Raw genomic sequence first — 18414 nt, 5'->3', positions numbered from 1 at the left:
CCGTTCACTCCCGACCGAGTATCGCCGCGGCCGCGTCGACGCCCTCGCGGGTGCCGATGACGATCAGGACGTCGCCGCCCGCGAGCCGGAAGTCCGGCGTCGGGGACGGGATCGCCTCCGCGCGGCGCAGTACCGCCACCACGGAGGCGCCGGTGTCGGTCCGCATCCGGGTGTCGCCGAGCACCCGGCCGTTCCAGCGCGAGGCGGCGGCCACCTCGACGCGCTCGGCGACCAGACCGAGGTCGGTCGTGTAGAGCAGGCTCGCGCTGTGGTGGGACGGCTTCAGCGCGTCGATCAGCGAACCCGCCTCCGGGCCGGTCAGTCGCAGCGACTGGGCGCAGGAGTCGGGGTCGTCGGCGCGGTACACGCTCACCGTGCGGGCGCCGTCGCGGTGGGCGACCACCGACAGATGGCGGTTCTCTCGCGTCATCAGGTCGTACTGGACCCCGATGCCCGGCAACGGAGTCGCCCTGAGGCGTGGAGCGGACACGTTTCTTCTCTCCTCTTGCGGGGGCGGATGTGCGGCTCGTCACGTGGACGGGCTCAATGGCCGCGCCTGTGAGCCGGATTGCTGTTCGAGGATCTTGGTCGACTTCGGGGCGGCGTCGCCATGCTGTCACCCCCGCATACGGTGGCGACATGGGTGTTGTGACGGATATACGCGGCCGGAGGCGAGCGGCGAGGCTGGTGCCGGCGCAGAAGCGCCGACGGATCGGAAGGGGCGGAGCCGGGAACGTGTCGTTGTTCTGGCGGATCTTCTCGCTCAACTCCGCCGGTCTGATCGTGGCCGCCGCGCTGCTGCTGGGCCCGGTCACCGTGTCGACCCCCGTCCTGCCCGCCGAGGCGCTCGTCGTGGTCGCCGGACTGGCCGTGCTGCTGGCCGTCAGCGCAGTGGTCCTGCGCGTCGGACTGGCGCCGCTGGAGCGGCTGGGCCGGTCGATGGCCACCGCCGATCTGCTGCGGCCGGGCGCCCGTGCGGCCGTCGCCGGTCCGGCGGAGGCAGCCGAGCTGATCAGGACGTACAACACGATGCTCGACCGGCTGGAGACCGAGCGTGCCTCCAGTGCGGCTCGCGCGCTGTCTGCGCAGGAGCGGGAGCGGCACCGCATCGCCCGTGAGCTGCACGACGAGGTCGGCCAGACCCTGACCGCCGTCCTCCTCCAGCTCAAGCGCGTCGCCGACCGCGCCCCCGAGGAGCTGCGCGAGGAGGTCGGCCAGGCCCAGGAGGCCACCCGCGCCGGCCTGGACGAGATCCGCCGCATAGCGCGTCGGCTGCGCCCGGGCGTCCTGGAGGAGCTGGGCCTGGCCAGCGCACTGCGCTCGCTGGCGACGGAGTTCACCGCGCACGGCCTTTCGGTCCGCCACCACGTACCCGGCGATCTGCCCGCGCTGCCCGAGGAGGCGGAGCTCGTCGTCTACCGGGTCGCCCAGGAAGCCCTCACCAACACCGCCCGGCACGCCGGTGCCGCCCGCGCCGAGATCCGGTTCCGGCGGATCGCCGACGGGGTCGAACTCGTCGTGAGCGACAACGGCAAGGGCTTCGGTACGGCGGCGGAGGGCGCCGGGATCGGGGGCATGCGCGAGCGTGCGCTGCTGATCGGCGCGGCGCTCGCCGTGCGGCCGGGGCCGGAGGGCCGGGGGACGGACGTACGACTGTGCATACCGACCATTTCATCTATACCGGCTATACCGGCTATACCGGCTATACCGGCCGGAGGTCGCTGATGTCCGCACCCACCCGCGTTCTGCTCGCCGACGACCACACCCTCGTACGACGTGGAGTGCGGCTCATTCTGGACGGTGAGCCCGATCTCACGGTGGTCGCCGAGGCCGGGGACGGCGCCGAGGCGGTCGCGCTGGCCCGTGACACCGAGGTGGATCTGGCCGTCCTGGACATCGCCATGCCCCGGATGACCGGCCTCCAGGCGGCCCGTGAACTCATCCGCCGCCTACCGGGACTGCGGATCCTCGTCCTCACGATGTACGACAACGAGCAGTACTTCTTCGAGGCCCTCAAGGCCGGGGCGTCGGGCTATGTCCTGAAGTCCGTCGCCGACCGGGACCTGGTCGAGGCGTGCCGGGCGGCGATGCGCGACGAGCCGTTCGTCTACCCGGGAGCGGAACGGGCCCTCGTCCGCTCCTACCTGGACCGGCTGCACCGGGGCGACGACCTGCCCGCACGGGCCGTCACCGACCGCGAGGAGGAGATCCTCAAGCTGGTGGCCGAGGGACACACCTCCAAGGAGATAGGCGAACTCCTCTTCATCAGCGCGAAGACGGTCGAACGGCATCGCGCCAACCTGCTGCACAAGCTGGGCATGCGCGACCGCCTGGAGCTGACCCGGTATGCGATACGGGCGGGGCTCATCGAGCCCTGAGCCGACTCCGGTTGTGCCGACGCCGGTTGCGCCGACGCCGCGCGTTCACCGGCCGGGTGGGGTCGGCTCGGACGCCGGACGCGCCGTACTGCCGGACGGTGAGCCGAGCAGTGTCAGCGGGGCGAAGGTGTGGTGCTGCCACAGGAGGCGTGAGGTCTCTTCCGGGTAGCGGGTGACTTGTGGCTGGGCGTCGTAGACCTGCGTCAGGCGTTGTTCCGAGTCGTATGCGGGCCAGCCCGGTTCGCCGTCGACTGCGAACCGCGTCCACGCGGCACGCATGCGTGTGGACAGTGCCTCCGCCTCGGGGGACGGGACGTCGCCGATCAGGGTGGCCGGCTGGCCGCGGTCCAGGTTGCCGAAGACGAGCGGTACGTCGAGGCCGTGGCAGGCGCCGATGATGCCGCCCAGGCCAGGGGCGGGCCAGGTCAGCTCGTAGACGTGCACCCGGCCGCCGGCATCGTGGTGCGCCTGGGCGAGGTGCAGGCTCGGCATGCGGAACACCCAGTCCGAATTCACCATTTCGTGCAGCTCGTCGGGGCCCGCGGTGGGAAAGCCGTCGCGGTAGCGGCGCACGCCGTCCGGGCCCGGGGCCAGGAGCCGCAGGGCCTGTTCCGCCTGCTGGTCCGTCACCTGGCCGAGCAGACCGTCGAGCAGGCTCAGCAGGCGCTGCTCGTCACGCGTGTGCCCGACGAGGAGGTCGATGCCGCGGCCGGCGCCGTCGGCCAGCGCCTGCCAGGGCGTGACAGGCAGGGCATCCCCGTCGACGACGGGCGCGAACGTGATCGACCGGTACCCGACCGGGCCCCACCGGTCGACCGACCCGGGCAGCCGGGCGGTGACCGCGTCGCCGGCGGCGGCCAGCAACTGCGGGTCTGCCGTGGAGAGTTCGGCTGCCGTGGGCCGCAGGCCCAGCTCGGACGCGCATTCGGCGGCGATGTCGGCGGCGAGTTCCGGCGTGAAGAACGTGCCCTGCACGCTCTGTGCGACGGCCCTCCGGAAGAGCCCGGCGGCGCTCGGCATCGCCAGCAGCGCGGCGACGGATCCGCCGCCCGCCGACTGGCCGAAGACGGTGACCCGGTCGGGATCGCCGCCGAAGGCCCCGATCGTGTCGCGCACCCACTCCAGAGCCGCCACCTGGTCGAGCAGACCCCGGTTGGCGGGCGCCCCCTCGATCTGCGCGAACCCCTCCGCCGCGACTCGGTAGTTGAAGGTCACCACGACGACATCGCCGTCCCTGGCGAGACGGCCACCGTCGTACTCCGGGCGACCGGACGCGCCGATCATGTAGGCGCCGCCGTGGATCCACACCATCACCGCACGCCCCGCGCCCGGGTCGGGTTCGGGCGTCCAGACGTTGACCGTCAGCCAGTCGTCGCCCTGCGCGTCCCCCGCCGCGCCCATGCCCTGCGGGGGCGGCGGCCCGAAATCCAGGGCGGGCCGCACACCGTCCCAGCCCTGCACGGGGCGCGGCGCTGCGAAACGGAGTGTGCCGACGGGCGGTTCGGCGAACGGGATGCCGCGGAAGACCGCCACACCGTCCTCCCGGCTGCCGCGCAGCGTCCCTGCGGTCGTGTGGACGAGTACGGGCTGGAGCTCGGACGAAGCTGAGGCCATGACCGGATCATCCCGTCGGGGTGCGCCGTGTGCCATTCATTTATCGGCTCATGGTCCACGTCGCCACATCATGAGTGTCCCCACGGATCCGGCCGTCCGTGGTGAGCGGAGGGCTGTCGATGTGAGGCAGGTAGTAGCGCAGGAAGAGCTCGCCGGTGAGTTCGCGGCGGCTGCGCACGCCCGCCTTGTCGAAGACCGCCTTCCTCGTGGCCCTGCCGGGTCTGACCCTGCGGGGCCGGCCGGACGGGGAGTCGTCGGCGGATGCGGTGGAGGAAGTCGAGCAGGTCGGGTGAGCAAGATCCGAACGATCGGAAGGGTCACCGCTGTCCGATACGGCGCAGCAGCGCGGCCACCGCGGGGAGTGGTTCTCCGCGTGGGTGGATCACTCTCAGCGTCCAGGTCGGTGCGCGCGCGGCAAAGGGCCGTACGGGCAGTTCGGGGAGCCGGGCGGCCAGCGACGGGGGCATGATGCACACGCCGAGACCGTGGCGGACCAGGTCGCCGGCCGCCAGCAGGTCGTTCACCTCGAAGGTGACGTTGCGTTCCAGCGCGGCCGCGCGGAAGGCCCTGTCGACGGCTTGCCGGACCGCCCAGCCGGGCGAGAAGTCCACCAGCGGCAGCCGAGCCGTCTCGGCCAGGGACACCGGGCCCTCGGGCGGCAGCAGGTCCGTTTCCGGCGCGGTCACCAGGACCATCTCCTCCCGCGACAGCAGCCGGGTCGCCAGACCGCGGGGCAGCGGGGCGTCCAGGGCGGCCACGGCCAGGTCGACGGTGCCGTCGCGCAGGGCACGCGGGATGTCCTCGGCCGGGGCCTGACGCAGCCGTACCACCACGTTCGGGTGTTCCCGGTGGAAGTCCGCGAGGGCGCCGGGAAGGCCGCCGTACAGACCCTGCATCACACCGATCGTGATCTCTCCGCGCAGCTCTCCGCGGGCGAGGTCGACGGCGGCCCTGGCCTCCTCGGCGGCGCGCAGGGCGGCGCGGGCGGCCGGCAGGAACGCCTGCCCGGCCGGGGTCAGTGACACCCGGTGGGTGGTGCGGTGGAACAGGGCCGCGCCCAGTTCGCGCTCCAGGGCACGCACCGTCCCGGAGACCGCGGACTGCACGACGTGCAGCCGCCGGGCCGCGGCGCTGAACCCGCCCTCTTCGGCGACCGCGACGACGACCTCCATCTGACGAAGATCCATGACCCTTCCCTGGCTGTCGCCGGCTATCCGCTCGCTATCTCTCATTCAGATAACCGTCATCTTGGATCATCTCCGCAGAATGGGAAACAGGGACTCCGACCCCGTGTTGTCACCCATAGGCGGTGAACGAAGGGCCGGCCGGCCCGCCACCGCCGACGGAAACCACCGTCAAGGATCGGAGTGCTCTGATGTCGCCGATATCGGCCACGGGCCCGCGTGCAGACCGCGTATCCGCCGCGAAGGACCAGGTCGCCGAGCCGCCGCATGCCGCTCGCCGGTACGGCGCCGGATTCTGGACGGTCGCCGCGGTGTTCGTGACGGCCATGGCGTTCTCGACCGTCCCCACACCGCTGTATCCCCTCTACCAGGCGCAGGACGGGTTCTCCACGTTCACGGTGACGGTCGTGTTCGCCGTGTACGCCGTCGGGGTGCTGACCAGTCTGCTGCTCGCCGGACACCTGTCGGACTGGCTGGGCCGCAAGAAGGTCATGGTGTCGGCGCTGGCACTGGAACTGCTCGCCGCCGCGCTGTTCCTGGCCACCCCCTCGCTCCCGGTGCTGATCGTCGCCCGGCTCGTCACCGGTCTCGGCGTCGGCATGCTGACGGCGACCGCCACCGCGTACCTCCAGGAACTGCACAGCGCTCACCGGCCCGGCTCCTCGACACGGCGCTTCGAGATCGTGTCGACCGTCGCCAACATCGGCGGCCTCGGCCTCGGCCCCATCGTCGCGGGAGTACTGGCCCAGTACCTGGGTGCGCCGCTTCGGCTGCCGTACGTGGTCTTCGTCGTCCTGCTGCTGACGGGCGTGGCCGCGGTGGTGCTGACGCCCGAGACGGTCCGTAAGCCCGAAGTCCGGCCGGCCTACCGTCCCCAGCGGGTCGGTTCGACCCACGGTGTCCGCGGCTATCTCGAAGCGGGCGCGGCGGGATTCACATCCATGGCCGTGTTCGGCCTGTTCACCTCGGTGGTCCCCGGATTCGTCGGCGGCACGCTGCACCACCCGTCCCGGGCACTGGCGGGCCTGATCGTGTTCGCGGTGTTCGGAGCGGCCGCGGTCGCCCAGACGGGCACCGGCAGCCTCGGCGCCCGGACCCGCTGGTACGTCGGACTCCTCGCCCAGGCCGTGGGCATGGCCCTCCTGGCGATCGGCATGCACCTCGCCAGCCTGCCCGTGTTCCTGCTCGCCGGGATCATCGCCGGCGCCGGCGCCGGGGTGCTCTTCAAGTCCGCCGTCGGTCATGTGGCCGCCGCAGCCGCCCCGGCCCGCCGCGGCGAAGCCCTCGCCGGACTGTTCCTCGTCTCCTACCTCGGCCTGGCCCTACTCCCCGTCGGCCTCGGCATCGCCAGCCGCTCCATGAACGTCACCGACGCGACGACATGGTTCACAGCCGTCGTACTCGTACTGCTCTCCACGGTCGCCACCCGAACCCACCGCCACGGACCTGGCGCCTCTGCAAGCGCAGGCAGTGCCCGTCCTCGCCGTGACGCCCGATCTCAGGAAGCCCGCGGAGAGCGCGGGCGAGCCCGGGGACGGCTGCGTCGAGCGGCGCGTCAGGACTCGGCGCTCCGGTGGCTCGCCGACTGGCCGCCGAGTCCCAATCGGACCTCAACCAAGAGGTGAGGGCTTCGGTCATGCCGCTGTCGGACTGCGCCTCACGGCCGTTGCGGACGGATCGGATCCGGTCGAGGACCTCCTCGTGGAACTCGCGGGCCACCGCCGCCGCATGTGCCGGATCACGCCCGGAGCGTGGCGAGCAGCGGGTTGTGCGCGATGTCGGCGAGGGTGACGAAGAAGTGGTGCAGTGCGGCGGCGGTCGCCTGGCCGGCGTTGCGGGTGCATCGTCGAGAAACGCGCCCTCAAGTGGCAGAACTGACCGGCTGACCCCACCTGCCCCGCCGATGCGACGCCGCGCCACCGACAGCGGCGTCGCATCGGCGGCCTCGACCGCGGCACGGGGCGCTTACGGCGCGCCCTTACCCTTGACCCATGACCAGCAGCAGCGACCGGAGCCCGGCAGTGGATGTGCGACCGTCGAAGACGTACGAAGTGCGCACCTACGGGTGCCAGATGAACGTCCACGACTCCGAGCGATTGTCCGGGCTGCTCGAAGAGGCTGGTTATATGCGCGCGCCGGAGGGTTCCGACGGCGACGCGGACGTCGTCGTCTTCAACACCTGCGCCGTGCGGGAGAACGCCGACAACCGGCTGTACGGCAACCTCGGCCGCCTCGCGCCGAGGAAGGCGAGCCGGCCGGGCATGCAGATCGCGGTCGGCGGCTGTCTCGCGCAGAAGGACCGCGACACCATCGTGAAGAAGGCGCCCTGGGTGGACGTCGTCTTCGGCACGCACAACATCGGCAAGCTGCCGGTCCTCCTGGAGCGCGCCCGCGTGCAGGAGGAGGCGCAGGTCGAGATCGCCGAGTCGCTGGAGGCGTTCCCGTCGACGCTGCCGACGCGGCGCGAGAGCGCGTACGCGGCCTGGGTGTCGATCTCCGTGGGCTGCAACAACACCTGCACGTTCTGCATCGTCCCGGCCCTGCGCGGCAAGGAGAAGGACCGCCGTCCCGGCGACATCCTCGCCGAGGTCGAGGCCCTGGTCGCCGAGGGCGTCTCGGAGATCACGCTGCTCGGCCAGAACGTCAACGCGTACGGCTCCGACATCGGCGACCGCGAGGCGTTCAGCAAGCTGCTGCGGGCCTGCGGCTCGATCGACGGCCTGGAGCGCGTCCGCTTCACCTCCCCGCACCCGCGCGACTTCACCGATGACGTCATCGCCGCCATGGCCGAGACACCGAACGTGATGCCGCAGCTCCACATGCCCATGCAGTCCGGCTCGGACACGGTCCTGAAGGCGATGCGCCGCTCCTACCGGCAGGAGCGCTACCTCGGGATCATCGAGAAGGTCCGCGCCGCGATCCCGCACGCGGCGATCACCACCGACATCATCGTGGGCTTCCCCGGCGAGACCGAGGAGGACTTCGAGCAGACCCTGCACGCGGTCCGCGAGGCCCGCTTCGCGCAAGCGTTTACGTTCCAGTACTCCAAGCGCCCCGGCACCCCCGCGGCGACCATGGAGAACCAGATCCCCAAGGAGGTCGTCCAGGCGCGCTACGAGCGTCTCGTCGCCCTCCAGGAGGAGATCTCCTGGGACGAGAACAAGAAGCAGGTCGGCCGCACCCTGGACCTGATGGTCGCCGAGGGCGAGGGCCGCAAGGACGGCGCCACCCACCGCCTCTCCGGCCGCGCCCCCGACAACCGCCTGGTCCACTTCACCAAGCCGGACCAGGAGGTCCGCCCCGGCGACGTCGTCACGGTGGAGATCACGTACGCCGCCCCGCACCACCTCCTCGCCGAGGGCCCGGTCCTCGACGTGCGTCGCACGCGCGCGGGCGACGCCTGGGAGAAGCGCAATGCCACCGAGGCGCCCGAGCCGGCCGGCGTGATGCTCGGTCTGCCGAAGATCGGCGTCCCCGAGCCGCTGCCGGTCGCCACGGGCAGCGGCTGCGGCTGCGACTGACCTAGGAGCGGTGGCGGACGGCCCGCGTCGTCCGTCCACTGCCGTACGGGGTTACCCTGCCGATCATGCTTGTCGCCGCCGCCGTCTGCCCCTGCCCACCGCTCCTCGTGCCCGAGGTCGCCGCGGGCGCCGCGCCCGAGCTGAACGACGCGCGCGCCGCCTGCACCGACGCGCTCGGCGTTCTCGCCGCCTCCCGTCCCGACCTGCTCGTGGTGATCGGACCCGCGGAACCGAGCGGACGCGGAACGCACCCGGAGGGCACCCGCGGCTCCTTCCACGGCTTCGGCGTGGATGCCGACGTACGACTGGGCGGCGCCAAGGGCGACGACCCGGAGCCGGTCGCGTCGGAGCCCCGGCTGCCGTCCTCGCTCGCCGTGGCCGGGTGGCTGCTGGAGCGCACCGGGTGGTCGGATGCCCCGATCGAGGGACTCGGTGTGGGGGAACCTCTGGCGGCCGAGCGGTGTATCGAAGTGGGAAGGGGAATCGCCGCGCGTGCCGAGCGGGTGGCGCTGCTGGTGATGGGCGACGCCAGCGCGTGCCGCACGCTGAAGGCCCCCGGCTATCTCGACGAGCGGGCGGCGCCGTTCGACGCGGCAGTCGCGCGTGCGCTGGGGGCGGCGGACGTGCCTGCCCTGAAGGCACTCGACGTGGAGTTGGCGTATGAGCTGAAGGCATCGGGCCGGGCACCCTGGCAGATCCTCGCGGGCGCGGCCGAGGGTGCGGGGCTGGGCGGTGCGCTGCTGTTCGAGGACGCGCCGTACGGCGTGGGGTATCTGGTGGCGACCTGGTCGTAGGGCCGTAGCGGTACGACGGGGGTGAAACGGCGGACGGCCGGGAGCTCATCAACTCCGCGGCCGTCCGTCGGTGTGCCGTTCAGGAAGTCGGCGGCGGCGGCTCCGGCGGCGGCGCCGTGGGTGTGGCGCCCTTGCCGGTGTCGTCCTTGTGCGCGAGTCGGTCCATGGCTCCCTTGGCCTTGCCCGTGCCCGACTGGAGCTTGTCGCTGTACTTGCCCTTGGTCTTCTTGTCGACGGCCTGGGCGGCCTTGTCGAGGCCGTGGGTGACCTTGTCCCCGTGCTGCTGCGCGAGGTCCGAGACCTTGCCCTTGGCCGGGGCGAGTTTGGCCTTCAAATTGTCCAGGAGACGCATGGTCCACCTTCCCTCGCGGGAGCAGTTATGTGCGGGCGCCCTCGTCGGCGTCGCGGTCGGCCGAATCCTCGGCGGAATGCTGCTTGGGGATCTCGACGCCCTCCCCGGCGGTGGCCTCGACGGTTTCCGCCGCCTCCTCCGCGGCCTCGGCCGGCGCCTTCGTCTCCGCAGCCTCAGTGCCTTCCGCCTCGTCCGCCGCGGGTTCGGCCGTTGGTGTACCGGCCTGTGCCTCGGCGGTTGACGCCTCCTCCGTGGCCTTCGACCTCCGGAAGAGTCGTGCAAAAACGCCCATATCCACTCCATACGTTACTCGTGCGGGCGAATTCCCGCGTAGCCCGGTGCGTCCGTTTGTGTCGCCCGGGTCACCGCCTCTCGAAATCGGCGGCGAAAACCTCGCAACAGGGAACGACCCCGGACCCGTGCCGTCACGTAACTCGTTCGAGGCGGCGGCAGCAGGTTTGCGAGACTGAGTCGGTGAGTAGCGCACCCCATGTCCCCCGAGTCATCGCCGTCGTCGGTCCCACCGCGGCCGGAAAGTCCGATCTGGGCGTCTTCCTGGCCCAGCGTCTGGGGGGCGAGGTCGTCAATGCCGACTCCATGCAGCTCTACCGAGGGATGGACATCGGCACCGCCAAGCTGACGCCCGAAGAGCGCGCCGGCATCCCGCACCACCTGCTGGACATCTGGGACGTGACCGTCACGGCGTCCGTCGCCGAGTACCAGAGACTCGCCCGGGAGCGGATCGACGCGCTGCTCGCCGCCGGGCGCTGGCCGATCCTGGTCGGCGGTTCCGGCCTGTACATCCGTGGGGCCGTCGACAACCTGGAGTTCCCGGGCACGGACCCCGATGTCAGGGCCCGGCTGGAGGAGGAGCTGACGCTCCGCGGCTCCGGCGCGCTGCACGCCCGGCTCTCCGCCGCCGACCCCGAGGCCGCGCACGCGATCCTGCCCAGCAACGGCCGCCGTATCGTCCGGGCCCTCGAAGTGATCGAGATCACCGGCAGGCCGTTCACCGCCAACCTCCCCGGCCACGACTCGATCTACGACACCGTCCAGATCGGGGTGGACGTGACGCGCCCCGAACTCGACGACCGCATCGCCCGCCGCGTCGACCGGATGTGGGACGCGGGGCTTGTCGACGAGGTACGCGCGCTTGAGGCGCAGGGGCTGCGCGAGGGGCGTACGGCCTCGCGCGCGCTCGGCTACCAGCAGGTGCTCGCCGCACTCGCCGGGGAGTGCACGGAGGAGGAGGCGCGCGCCGAGACCGTCCGTGCCACCAAGCGCTTCGCGCGCCGTCAGGATTCGTGGTTCAGGCGCGATCCCCGGGTGCACTGGCTGAGTGGGGCTGCGGCGGATCTCACAGAACTTCCGCACCTCGCCCTGGCGTTGCTCGAACGACCGGTCACAGCCTGATCACGTCATGGCATCGGGACGCTCCGGCCGTCATCCCGGCCTCCGGCTCCGTGCCATCATCGAGCTTCGATCGACCAAGTGGAGTCCGAGTTGGGAGGGCGCGTGGCGATGGAGGCCGGCCCTCGCGACACCGCACAAGACACCGAGCCCCTCACCGCCGAGAGCGGTGAGCAGGAGCAGGACGGCGACCGTCTGAGCCCGGACGGGCCCGACGAGGACGGTGTGACCGACGACGGCCCTGAACCGGACGAGATGTTCGCGGGCGGCCCGGAGGTCGAGGTCGAGCTGCGGCCGCAGCGCCGGCTACGCATCTGGCAGCTCGCGCCCATCGTCGCCCTGGCCGCGCTCGGCTCCCTGATGTTCGCGTTCCCGCTGGCCTTCGACTTCGGCGACAGCGGCGCCGTGATCGCCATGCTGGGGCTGCTGATCTGCTCGTGCGCGGCCGGCTGGGGCATGACGGCCGCCCGCCGCGTCGGCTACACCTGGCCCGGCCTGCCCCAGCGCGGCTCGGGGCGGCGCCTGGACTGGCGGGTCGTGATCGCGTACGTCGTGCTGGTCGCGGCCGTGGTGGTGCTGGCCGTCTGGCGAGTGGCCCGGCTGCGCTGAGGCCGGCGTGGGCGCCGTGTCGTACCCACCCCTTACGATCGAGGCATGAGCACGCGCACGCGGATCGCCTTCCTCAAGGGACACGGCACGGAGAACGACTTCGTGATCATCCCGGACCCGGAGAACGCCCTCGACCTGCCCCCGGCCGCCGTCGCCGCCCTGTGCGACCGGCGCGCGGGCATCGGCGGCGACGGCCTGCTGCATGTCGTCCGATCCGCCGCGCACCCCGAGGCCAAGGACATGGCGGCCGAGGCGGAGTGGTTCATGGACTACCGCAACGGCGACGGTTCGATCGCCGAGATGTGCGGCAACGGCGTGCGGGTGTTCGCGCACTACCTCCGGCGTGCCGGACAGATCACCGAAGGTGACCTCGCCGTCGCCACCCGCGGGGGCGTGAAGACCGTGCACATCGCGAAGGACGGTGCCATCACCGTCGGCATGGGCAAGGCGCGTCTCCCTGAAGGGGAGGACGTCACCGTGAGCGTGGGCGACCGCAGCTGGCCCGCCCGGAACGTGAACATGGGCAACCCCCACGCGGTCGCCTTCGTGGAGGACCTCGCGCACGCGGGCAGTCTGTACTCCCCGCCGCCCTTCAGCCCGGCGTCCGCCTACCCGGACGGGGTGAACGTGGAGTTCGTCGTCGACCGCGGCCCCGCCCATGTCGCCCTGCGCGTGCACGAGCGCGGCGCCGGCGAGACCCGCTCGTGCGGCACGGGCGCGTGCGCCGTCGCCGTGGCCGCCGCCCGCAGGGACGGCGCCGACCCCGCGGTCACCGGCACTCCCGCGACGTACACCGTCGATGTGCCCGGCGGCACCCTCGTGATCACCGAGCGGCCCGACGGCGAGATCGAGATGACCGGACCCGCGGTGATCGTGGCCGAGGGAGAGATCGATGCGGAATGGCTGGAAAACGCGGTTCGGTGATGGTCCGTATCGAGGCCCCGATGCCGGGAATCGTTGAATCCAAGGGCTCGTGAGACACGGAACTGCCCTCGGCCGCAGGTCACATGGCGCGAAATCGTAAACATCCAGTCGGTCGCTCGAATGGGTGATCCGTTTCACGCTCGGCGAGAGGCGGTCAGTCACGCGTGGTGGGCTCGGTAGCATCAAGCACCGGCCCGGACGGGGGAACAAGCCATCCCCTGAGCCGCCGTCCGCCATGGGGCAACCCCGTCCGCCGGTCCACGCAGCCGGAGGTGCCCATGAGTGCGGAGGCCACGAACCCTGCCGCAGGTCCCGTAGCCCCCACAGGGCCCCGCAGGAGGTCGCTCCCCAGGATCGACCTGCGCCGCCTGGGCCGCGCCGCGCTGCTCGGCCCCACCTCCCGCGACCGGCTGCCCGACGCCATCGGCCATGTCGTCGAGGCCCACCGCGCCCACTACCCCGACGCCGACATCGAACCCCTGCGCCGCGCCTACGTCCTGGCCGAGTCCTCGCACCGCGGGCAGATGCGCAAGAGCGGCGAGCCGTACATCACACATCCGCTCGCCGTGACCCTGATCCTCGCCGAACTCGGCGCCGAGACCACGACCTTGACGGCCTCTCTGCTCCACGACACCGTCGAGGACACCGAGGTGACGCTCGATCAGGTAGGCGAGCAGTTCGGCCGCGAGGTCCGCTATCTCGTCGACGGCGTCACGAAGTTGGAGAAGGTCGACTACGGCGCCGCCGCCGAACCCGAGACCTTCCGCAAGATGCTCGTCGCCACCGGCAGCGACGTCCGCGTGATGTCGATCAAACTCGCCGACCGGCTGCACAACATGCGCACCCTCGGCGTGATGCGCCCTGAGAAGCAGGCCCGCATCGCCAAGGTCACCCGGGACGTGCTCATCCCGCTCGCCGAACGCCTCGGCGTCCAGGCCCTCAAGACCGAGCTGGAAGACCTCGTCTTCGCGATCCTGCTCCCCGAGGAGCACGAGCACACACGCGATTTGATCGTCGAGAACGCGGTGCGTCCCGACGACCCGCTCGCCGAGATCGCCGACGAGGTGCGCACGGTCCTGCGCGACGCCGACATCCAGGCCGAAGTCCTCATCCGGCCGCGGCACTTCGTCTCCGTGCACCGGGTGGCCCGGAAGCGGGGGCGCCTCAGGGGCTGCGACTTCGGCCGGCTGCTGGTCCTGGTGAGCGAGGACGCGGACTGTTATGGCGTCCTGGGCGAGCTCCACACCTGTATGACGCCCGTCGTCTCGGAGTTCAAGGACTTCATCGCCGTCCCGAAGTTCAACCTCTACCAGTCGCTGCACACCGCCGTCGCCCGGGAGGACGGCCAGGTGGCCGAAGTCCTCATCCGCACACACCAGATGCACAAGGTCGCCGAGGCCGGTGTCGTCGCGCTCGGCAATCCCTACGCACCCGCCCCCGAGGACCCGGCCGACGGCGAGCGCGTCGACCCCACCCGGCCCGGCTGGCTGTCCCGGCTGCTCGACTGGCAGGAGGGCGCCCCCGACCCCGACACCTTCTGGTCCACCCTGCGCGAGGACCTCGCCCAGGACCGCGAGATCGCCGTGTTCCGGCCCGACGGCGGCAGGCTGGGCCTGCCCGACGGCGCGACCTGCGTGGACGCCGCGTACGCGCAGTACGGCGAGGACGCGCACGCCTGCATCGGCGCCCGCGTCAACGGCCGCCTGGCGACGCTGAGCACCGTCCTGCGGGACGGCGACACCGTTCAGCTCCTGATGGGGCAGGACCCGGCCTCCGAGCCCTCCAGGGAGTGGCTGGAGCACGCGCACACCCCGGCGGCCCGGATCGCGATCCAACGGTGGCTCGCGACGCACCCCTCGTCGGCCGAGCCCGAGGCCGAGCGCCGTCCCGAGGCACCGACCGCGTCCCCGCGGCCCGCCGCCGACGGCCCCGCCACCCGGCCGGGCACCGCGAACGCGGTCGTCGACCAGCCCGGCGCGACCGTACGACTCGCCGGCTGCTGCACGCCCGTACCGCCCGACGAGGTCACCGGTTTCTCGGTCCGCGGGGGAGTGGTGACCGTGCACCGCGTCGAGTGCGCCGGGGTGGTGCGGATGAAGAGCGCGGGGCGCCCGGAGGTCGGCGTGCGCTGGGGCGACACCACCGAGTGCCGGGTCACCCTGGTCGCCGAATCGTTCGGCCGCCCCCATCTCCTGGCCGACCTGACGGAAGCCATCGCCCTGGAGGGCGCCGAGATCGTGTCGGCGACCGTCGAACCCCCGAGCCAGCAACGCGTCCGCCACACCTACACCCTCCAACTACCGGACGCCGCCCACCTCCCCGCCCTGATGCGCGCCATGCGGAACGTACCCGGGGTGTACGACGTCGGGCGGGCACAGACGCCGGGAGCGTGAGGCCCGTACCGCGCCGGACGCCGACCACGCGCGCGTGCAGCTCGGTACGGCCTCCTTCAGGACCCCGTTCGAGTGGGCCGGACGCGCGTCGTCACCGCGCTCCGGGTGCGCCCTGGTAGCCGTGGTGCATGCTGCTCACCCTCCGCACCCCCCGACGGCTGAAGGCTGCCCTGCTCGCCTCTGCCGTGTCCGTCTGCCTCGTCGCGGCCGGTGCCCCGCCGACCCCCCTCGGTGTCGGCGACCGCCTCTTCCCGCACCTGGGCAACCCCGGATACGACGTCGCGTCGTACGACCTCTCCTTCAGCTATCCCGGCACCAACGACAAGCCCCTCCAGGCCGTCACGACGATCAGCGCCTGGACGACCACCGCACTGGACCGCGTCAACCTCGACTTCACGCACGGCAAGGTCAAGTCGGTCCAGGTCAACGGGGAGAAGGCGGCCTTCTCCAACGCGGGTGAGGATCTGGTCGTCACCCCCGGGCAACGGCTGCCCGCCGGCAGCTGGATGCGGATCACCGTGCGGCACACCAGCGATCCCCGCCCGGCGGCCGGGGGCCGGGACGGCGGCTGGGTGCGGACCGCCGACGGGCTCGTCATGGCCAATCAGGCCGACGTCGCCCACCTGGTGTTCCCGTGCAACGACCACCCCTCGGACAAGGCGATGTTCACCATCCGGGTCACCGCACCCGACGGTCACACCGCCGTCGCCAACGGGATGCAGACCGACGTCGACCACGCGCGCGGGGCGACGACGTGGACGTACCGGACCCGGCATCCCATGGCCACCGAACTCGCGCAGGTCGCCATCGGCCGCTCCACCGTGCTGCACCGCACCGGACCGCACGGTCTGCCGGTCCGGGACGTCGTCCCCACCAAGGACCGCAAGCGTCTCGAACCGTGGCTCAAGAAGACCCCGGGCCAGATCAAGTGGATGGAGAGCAAGCTCGGGTCGTACCCCTTCGAGACGTACGGCCTGCTCATCGCGGAGGCGGACACCGGGTTCGAACTCGAGACGCAGACCCTCTCTCTCTTCGAGAGAGATCTGTTCGTCGAGTCCGGCTTCCCCGCGTGGTTCGTCGACTCGATCATGGTCCATGAGCTGGCCCACCAGTGGTTCGGCAACAGCGTCAGCCCCCGCACCTGGTCGGACCTGTGGCTCAGCGAGGGACATGCCACCTGGTACGAGGCCCTGTACGCGGAGGAGAAGGCGGACAAGGCGATGCGGACCCGGATGAAGGCCGCCTACGCCAACTCCGACCGCTGGCGTGCCGCCGGGGGACCGCCGGCCGCACCCAAGGTGCCCGGGCCCGGCCAGAAGATCGGCATCTTCCGCCCCAACGTCTACGACGGCGCCGCACTCATCCTGTACGCACTGCGCGAGAAGATCGGCCGCACCGCCTTCGAGCGCCTGGAGCGGGCCTGGGTGCGGGAGCACCAGGACGGCGCCGCGACGACCGCCGAATTCGTGCGCCTCGCCTCCGAGGTGTCCGGACGGGACCTCGGCGGGTTCTTCCAGGGCTGGCTGTACGGCAAGAAGACCCCGCCGATGCCCGGTCACCCGGATTGGAAGCAGAAGGCGGCGGACAAATAACCCGATGACGAGACGCCCCGTCCCGTGCGACCATCTTCAGGTCGGCGCGGTACGGGGCACGGGAATCTCCCGGAGTGCTCGTACGTTGAGAACATTGAGCGCCGTAACGGCATCCCCAACGACGTAAGGACCCAATGACCTCCTCTTCTTCCCCTTCCCAGGACACTGAGCGCCTTGCGCACACCTACCCCGAAGGTCTTCGGGCCGATGCCCTGATGGAAGAGGACGTCGCCTGGAGCCACGAGATCGACGGAGAGCGGGACGGCGAGCAGTTCGACCGCTCCGAGCGCGCGGCCCTGCGCCGCGTGGCAGGCCTCTCCACCGAGCTCGAGGACGTCACCGAGGTCGAGTACCGACAGCTCCGTCTGGAGCGCGTCGTGCTCGTCGGTGTCTGGACCACGGGGACCTCCGACGACGCGGAGAACTCCCTCGCGGAGCTCGCCGCCCTCGCGGAGACCGCGGGCGCGCTTGTGCTCGACGGCGTGATCCAGCGCCGCGACAAGCCCGACGCGGCGACGTACATCGGCTCCGGCAAGGCCGACGAGCTGCGGGACGTCGTCCTCGAATCGGGCGCGGACACCGTAATCTGCGATGGTGAGCTCAGCCCTGGTCAGCTGATCCACCTCGAAGACGTCGTCAAGGTCAAGGTCATCGACCGTACGGCCCTGATCCTCGACATCTTCGCCCAGCACGCCAAGTCCCGAGAGGGCAAGGCGCAGGTCGCGCTCGCGCAGATGCAGTACATGCTGCCGAGGCTGCGCGGCTGGGGTCAGTCGCTGTCCCGGCAGATGGGCGGCGGCAAGGGCGGCGGTCTCGCCACCCGTGGTCCCGGTGAGACCAAGATCGAGACGGACCGGCGCCGGATCCGCGAGAAGATGGCGAAGATGCGCCGGGAGATCGCGGAGATGAAGACCGGCCGCGAGATCAAGCGCCAGGAGCGCAAGCGCCACAAGGTGCCCTCGGTCGCCATCGCGGGCTACACCAACGCCGGAAAGTCCTCGCTGCTCAACCGTCTCACCGGCGCGGGCGTCCTGGTCGAGAACGCTCTGTTCGCGACCCTGGACCCGACCGTCCGCCGGGCCGAGACCCCGAGCGGGCGGCTGTACACGCTGGCGGACACCGTCGGCTTCGTCCGGCATCTGCCGCACCACCTGGTCGAGGCGTTCCGCTCCACGATGGAGGAGGTCGGCGAGTCCGACCTGATCCTGCACGTGGTCGACGGTTCGCACCCGAACCCGGAGGAGCAGCTGGCCGCCGTACGCGAGGTGATCAGGGACGTCGGCGCCACCGACGTACCGGAGATCGTCGTGATCAACAAGGCCGACGCGGCGGACCCGCTGACGCTCCAGCGGCTGCTGCGGATCGAGAAGCGCGCCATCGCCGTCTCGGCCCGCACCGGCATGGGCATGGACGTCCTGCTCGGGCTCATCGACAACGAGCTGCCGCGACCGTCGGTCGAGATCGAGGCGCTGGTGCCGTACACGCACGGCAAGCTGGTCGCCCGCGCCCACACCGAGGGCGAGGTGATCTCCGAGGACCACACCCCGGAGGGCACGCTGCTCAAGGCGCGGGTGCACGAGGAACTGGCGGCGGATCTCGCGCCGTACGTTCCGGCACCGCTCGCCTGACGCCGTACAACACTG

17 protein-coding genes are annotated in these 18414 nt (G+C 71.4%); 12 read left to right on the top strand and 5 right to left on the bottom strand.

Going from position 1 to position 18414, the window contains the following annotated elements; translation table 11 throughout:
* Positions 1–4: 4 nt before the first annotated feature.
* Positions 5–490 carry a TrkA C-terminal domain-containing protein gene (locus tag ACIHFB_RS20530; RefSeq protein ID WP_365285238.1) on the bottom strand — a complete coding sequence of 162 codons (486 nt, stop codon included), beginning with the start codon at positions 488–490 and terminating at the stop codon, positions 5–7.
* 245 nt (positions 491–735) lie between these two features.
* On the opposite strand from ACIHFB_RS20530, the gene ACIHFB_RS20525 reads away from it, so the two are divergent.
* On the top strand, positions 736–1725 hold the full coding sequence (locus ACIHFB_RS20525; protein ID WP_400127543.1) for a sensor histidine kinase: 990 nt from the start codon (positions 736–738) through the stop codon (positions 1723–1725).
* Positions 1725–2378, top strand: a complete 654-nt coding sequence (locus ACIHFB_RS20520; protein WP_365285242.1) for a response regulator transcription factor — start codon at positions 1725–1727, stop codon at positions 2376–2378. Before ACIHFB_RS20525 ends, ACIHFB_RS20520 begins: the two co-directional genes overlap by 1 nt.
* 45 nt (positions 2379–2423) lie before the next feature.
* On the opposite strand, the gene ACIHFB_RS20515 is transcribed toward ACIHFB_RS20520, so the two are convergent.
* Positions 2424–3992 (bottom strand): carboxylesterase/lipase family protein, encoded by a 1569-nt coding sequence (locus tag ACIHFB_RS20515; protein WP_400127542.1) that lies wholly within the window; start codon positions 3990–3992, stop codon positions 2424–2426.
* A gap of 155 nt (positions 3993–4147) precedes the next feature.
* On the opposite strand from ACIHFB_RS20515, the gene ACIHFB_RS20510 reads away from it, so the two are divergent.
* On the top strand, positions 4148–4285 hold the full coding sequence (locus ACIHFB_RS20510) for a hypothetical protein (protein ID WP_365285246.1): 138 nt from the start codon (positions 4148–4150) through the stop codon (positions 4283–4285).
* A gap of 24 nt (positions 4286–4309) precedes the next feature.
* Here the strand turns inward: ACIHFB_RS20510 and ACIHFB_RS20505 are convergent, their stop codons facing one another.
* The gene (locus tag ACIHFB_RS20505) at positions 4310–5179 is read right to left on the bottom strand and encodes a LysR family transcriptional regulator (RefSeq protein WP_400127541.1); all 870 of its coding nucleotides are present in this window, start codon (positions 5177–5179) and stop codon (positions 4310–4312) included.
* A 188-nt stretch (positions 5180–5367) separates the two neighbouring features.
* Here ACIHFB_RS20505 and ACIHFB_RS20500 point away from each other — a divergent pair, with 188 nt between their 5' ends.
* From ACIHFB_RS20500 to ACIHFB_RS20490, 3 genes are all read left to right on the top strand, one after another.
* A complete protein-coding gene (locus ACIHFB_RS20500) occupies positions 5368–6801 on the top strand; it encodes an MFS transporter (RefSeq protein ID WP_400127540.1) in 1434 nt (477 codons plus the stop codon).
* A 366-nt stretch (positions 6802–7167) separates the two neighbouring features.
* Positions 7168–8697: a tRNA (N6-isopentenyl adenosine(37)-C2)-methylthiotransferase MiaB gene (gene miaB / locus ACIHFB_RS20495; RefSeq protein WP_400127539.1), complete on the top strand. Its 1530-nt coding sequence runs from the start codon at positions 7168–7170 to the stop codon at positions 8695–8697.
* A 65-nt stretch (positions 8698–8762) separates the two neighbouring features.
* Complete coding sequence (locus ACIHFB_RS20490; RefSeq protein WP_400127538.1) at positions 8763–9491, top strand: class III extradiol dioxygenase subunit B-like domain-containing protein; 729 nt, start codon at positions 8763–8765, stop codon at positions 9489–9491.
* Positions 9492–9570: 79 nt separating this feature from the next.
* Here ACIHFB_RS20490 and ACIHFB_RS20485 read toward each other — a convergent pair whose 3' ends face one another.
* Complete coding sequence (locus ACIHFB_RS20485) at positions 9571–9843, bottom strand: antitoxin (protein WP_365285256.1); 273 nt, start codon at positions 9841–9843, stop codon at positions 9571–9573.
* A gap of 25 nt (positions 9844–9868) precedes the next feature.
* Complete coding sequence (locus ACIHFB_RS20480; RefSeq protein ID WP_400127537.1) at positions 9869–10135, bottom strand: hypothetical protein; 267 nt, start codon at positions 10133–10135, stop codon at positions 9869–9871.
* A gap of 182 nt (positions 10136–10317) precedes the next feature.
* Between ACIHFB_RS20480 and miaA the strand changes: the two genes are divergently transcribed.
* The 6 genes from miaA (at position 10318) to hflX (ending at position 18399) form a co-directional block, all read left to right on the top strand.
* The gene (gene miaA, locus ACIHFB_RS20475) at positions 10318–11256 is read left to right on the top strand and encodes a tRNA (adenosine(37)-N6)-dimethylallyltransferase MiaA (RefSeq protein ID WP_365285260.1); all 939 of its coding nucleotides are present in this window, start codon (positions 10318–10320) and stop codon (positions 11254–11256) included.
* A 108-nt stretch (positions 11257–11364) separates the two neighbouring features.
* The gene (locus ACIHFB_RS20470) at positions 11365–11862 is read left to right on the top strand and encodes a hypothetical protein (protein WP_365285437.1); all 498 of its coding nucleotides are present in this window, start codon (positions 11365–11367) and stop codon (positions 11860–11862) included.
* Positions 11863–11907: 45 nt separating this feature from the next.
* Complete coding sequence (dapF, locus tag ACIHFB_RS20465; RefSeq protein ID WP_400127536.1) at positions 11908–12786, top strand: diaminopimelate epimerase; 879 nt, start codon at positions 11908–11910, stop codon at positions 12784–12786.
* Between the two features lie 278 nt (positions 12787–13064).
* On the top strand, positions 13065–15179 hold the full coding sequence (locus tag ACIHFB_RS20460) for a RelA/SpoT family protein (RefSeq protein WP_400127535.1): 2115 nt from the start codon (positions 13065–13067) through the stop codon (positions 15177–15179).
* 128 nt (positions 15180–15307) lie between these two features.
* Positions 15308–16771 carry a M1 family metallopeptidase gene (locus ACIHFB_RS20455; RefSeq protein WP_400127534.1) on the top strand — a complete coding sequence of 488 codons (1464 nt, stop codon included), beginning with the start codon at positions 15308–15310 and terminating at the stop codon, positions 16769–16771.
* Between the two features lie 134 nt (positions 16772–16905).
* Positions 16906–18399 carry a GTPase HflX gene (hflX, locus tag ACIHFB_RS20450; protein WP_365285268.1) on the top strand — a complete coding sequence of 498 codons (1494 nt, stop codon included), beginning with the start codon at positions 16906–16908 and terminating at the stop codon, positions 18397–18399.
* Positions 18400–18414: the final 15 nt, after the last annotated feature.

The organism is Streptomyces sp. NPDC051963 (assembly GCF_044593495.1).
Classification (GTDB): Bacteria; Actinomycetota; Actinomycetes; order Streptomycetales; family Streptomycetaceae; genus Streptomyces.
Note: the sequence above shows the minus strand (reverse complement) of the source record. Positions and strands in the feature narration are given on the sequence as shown.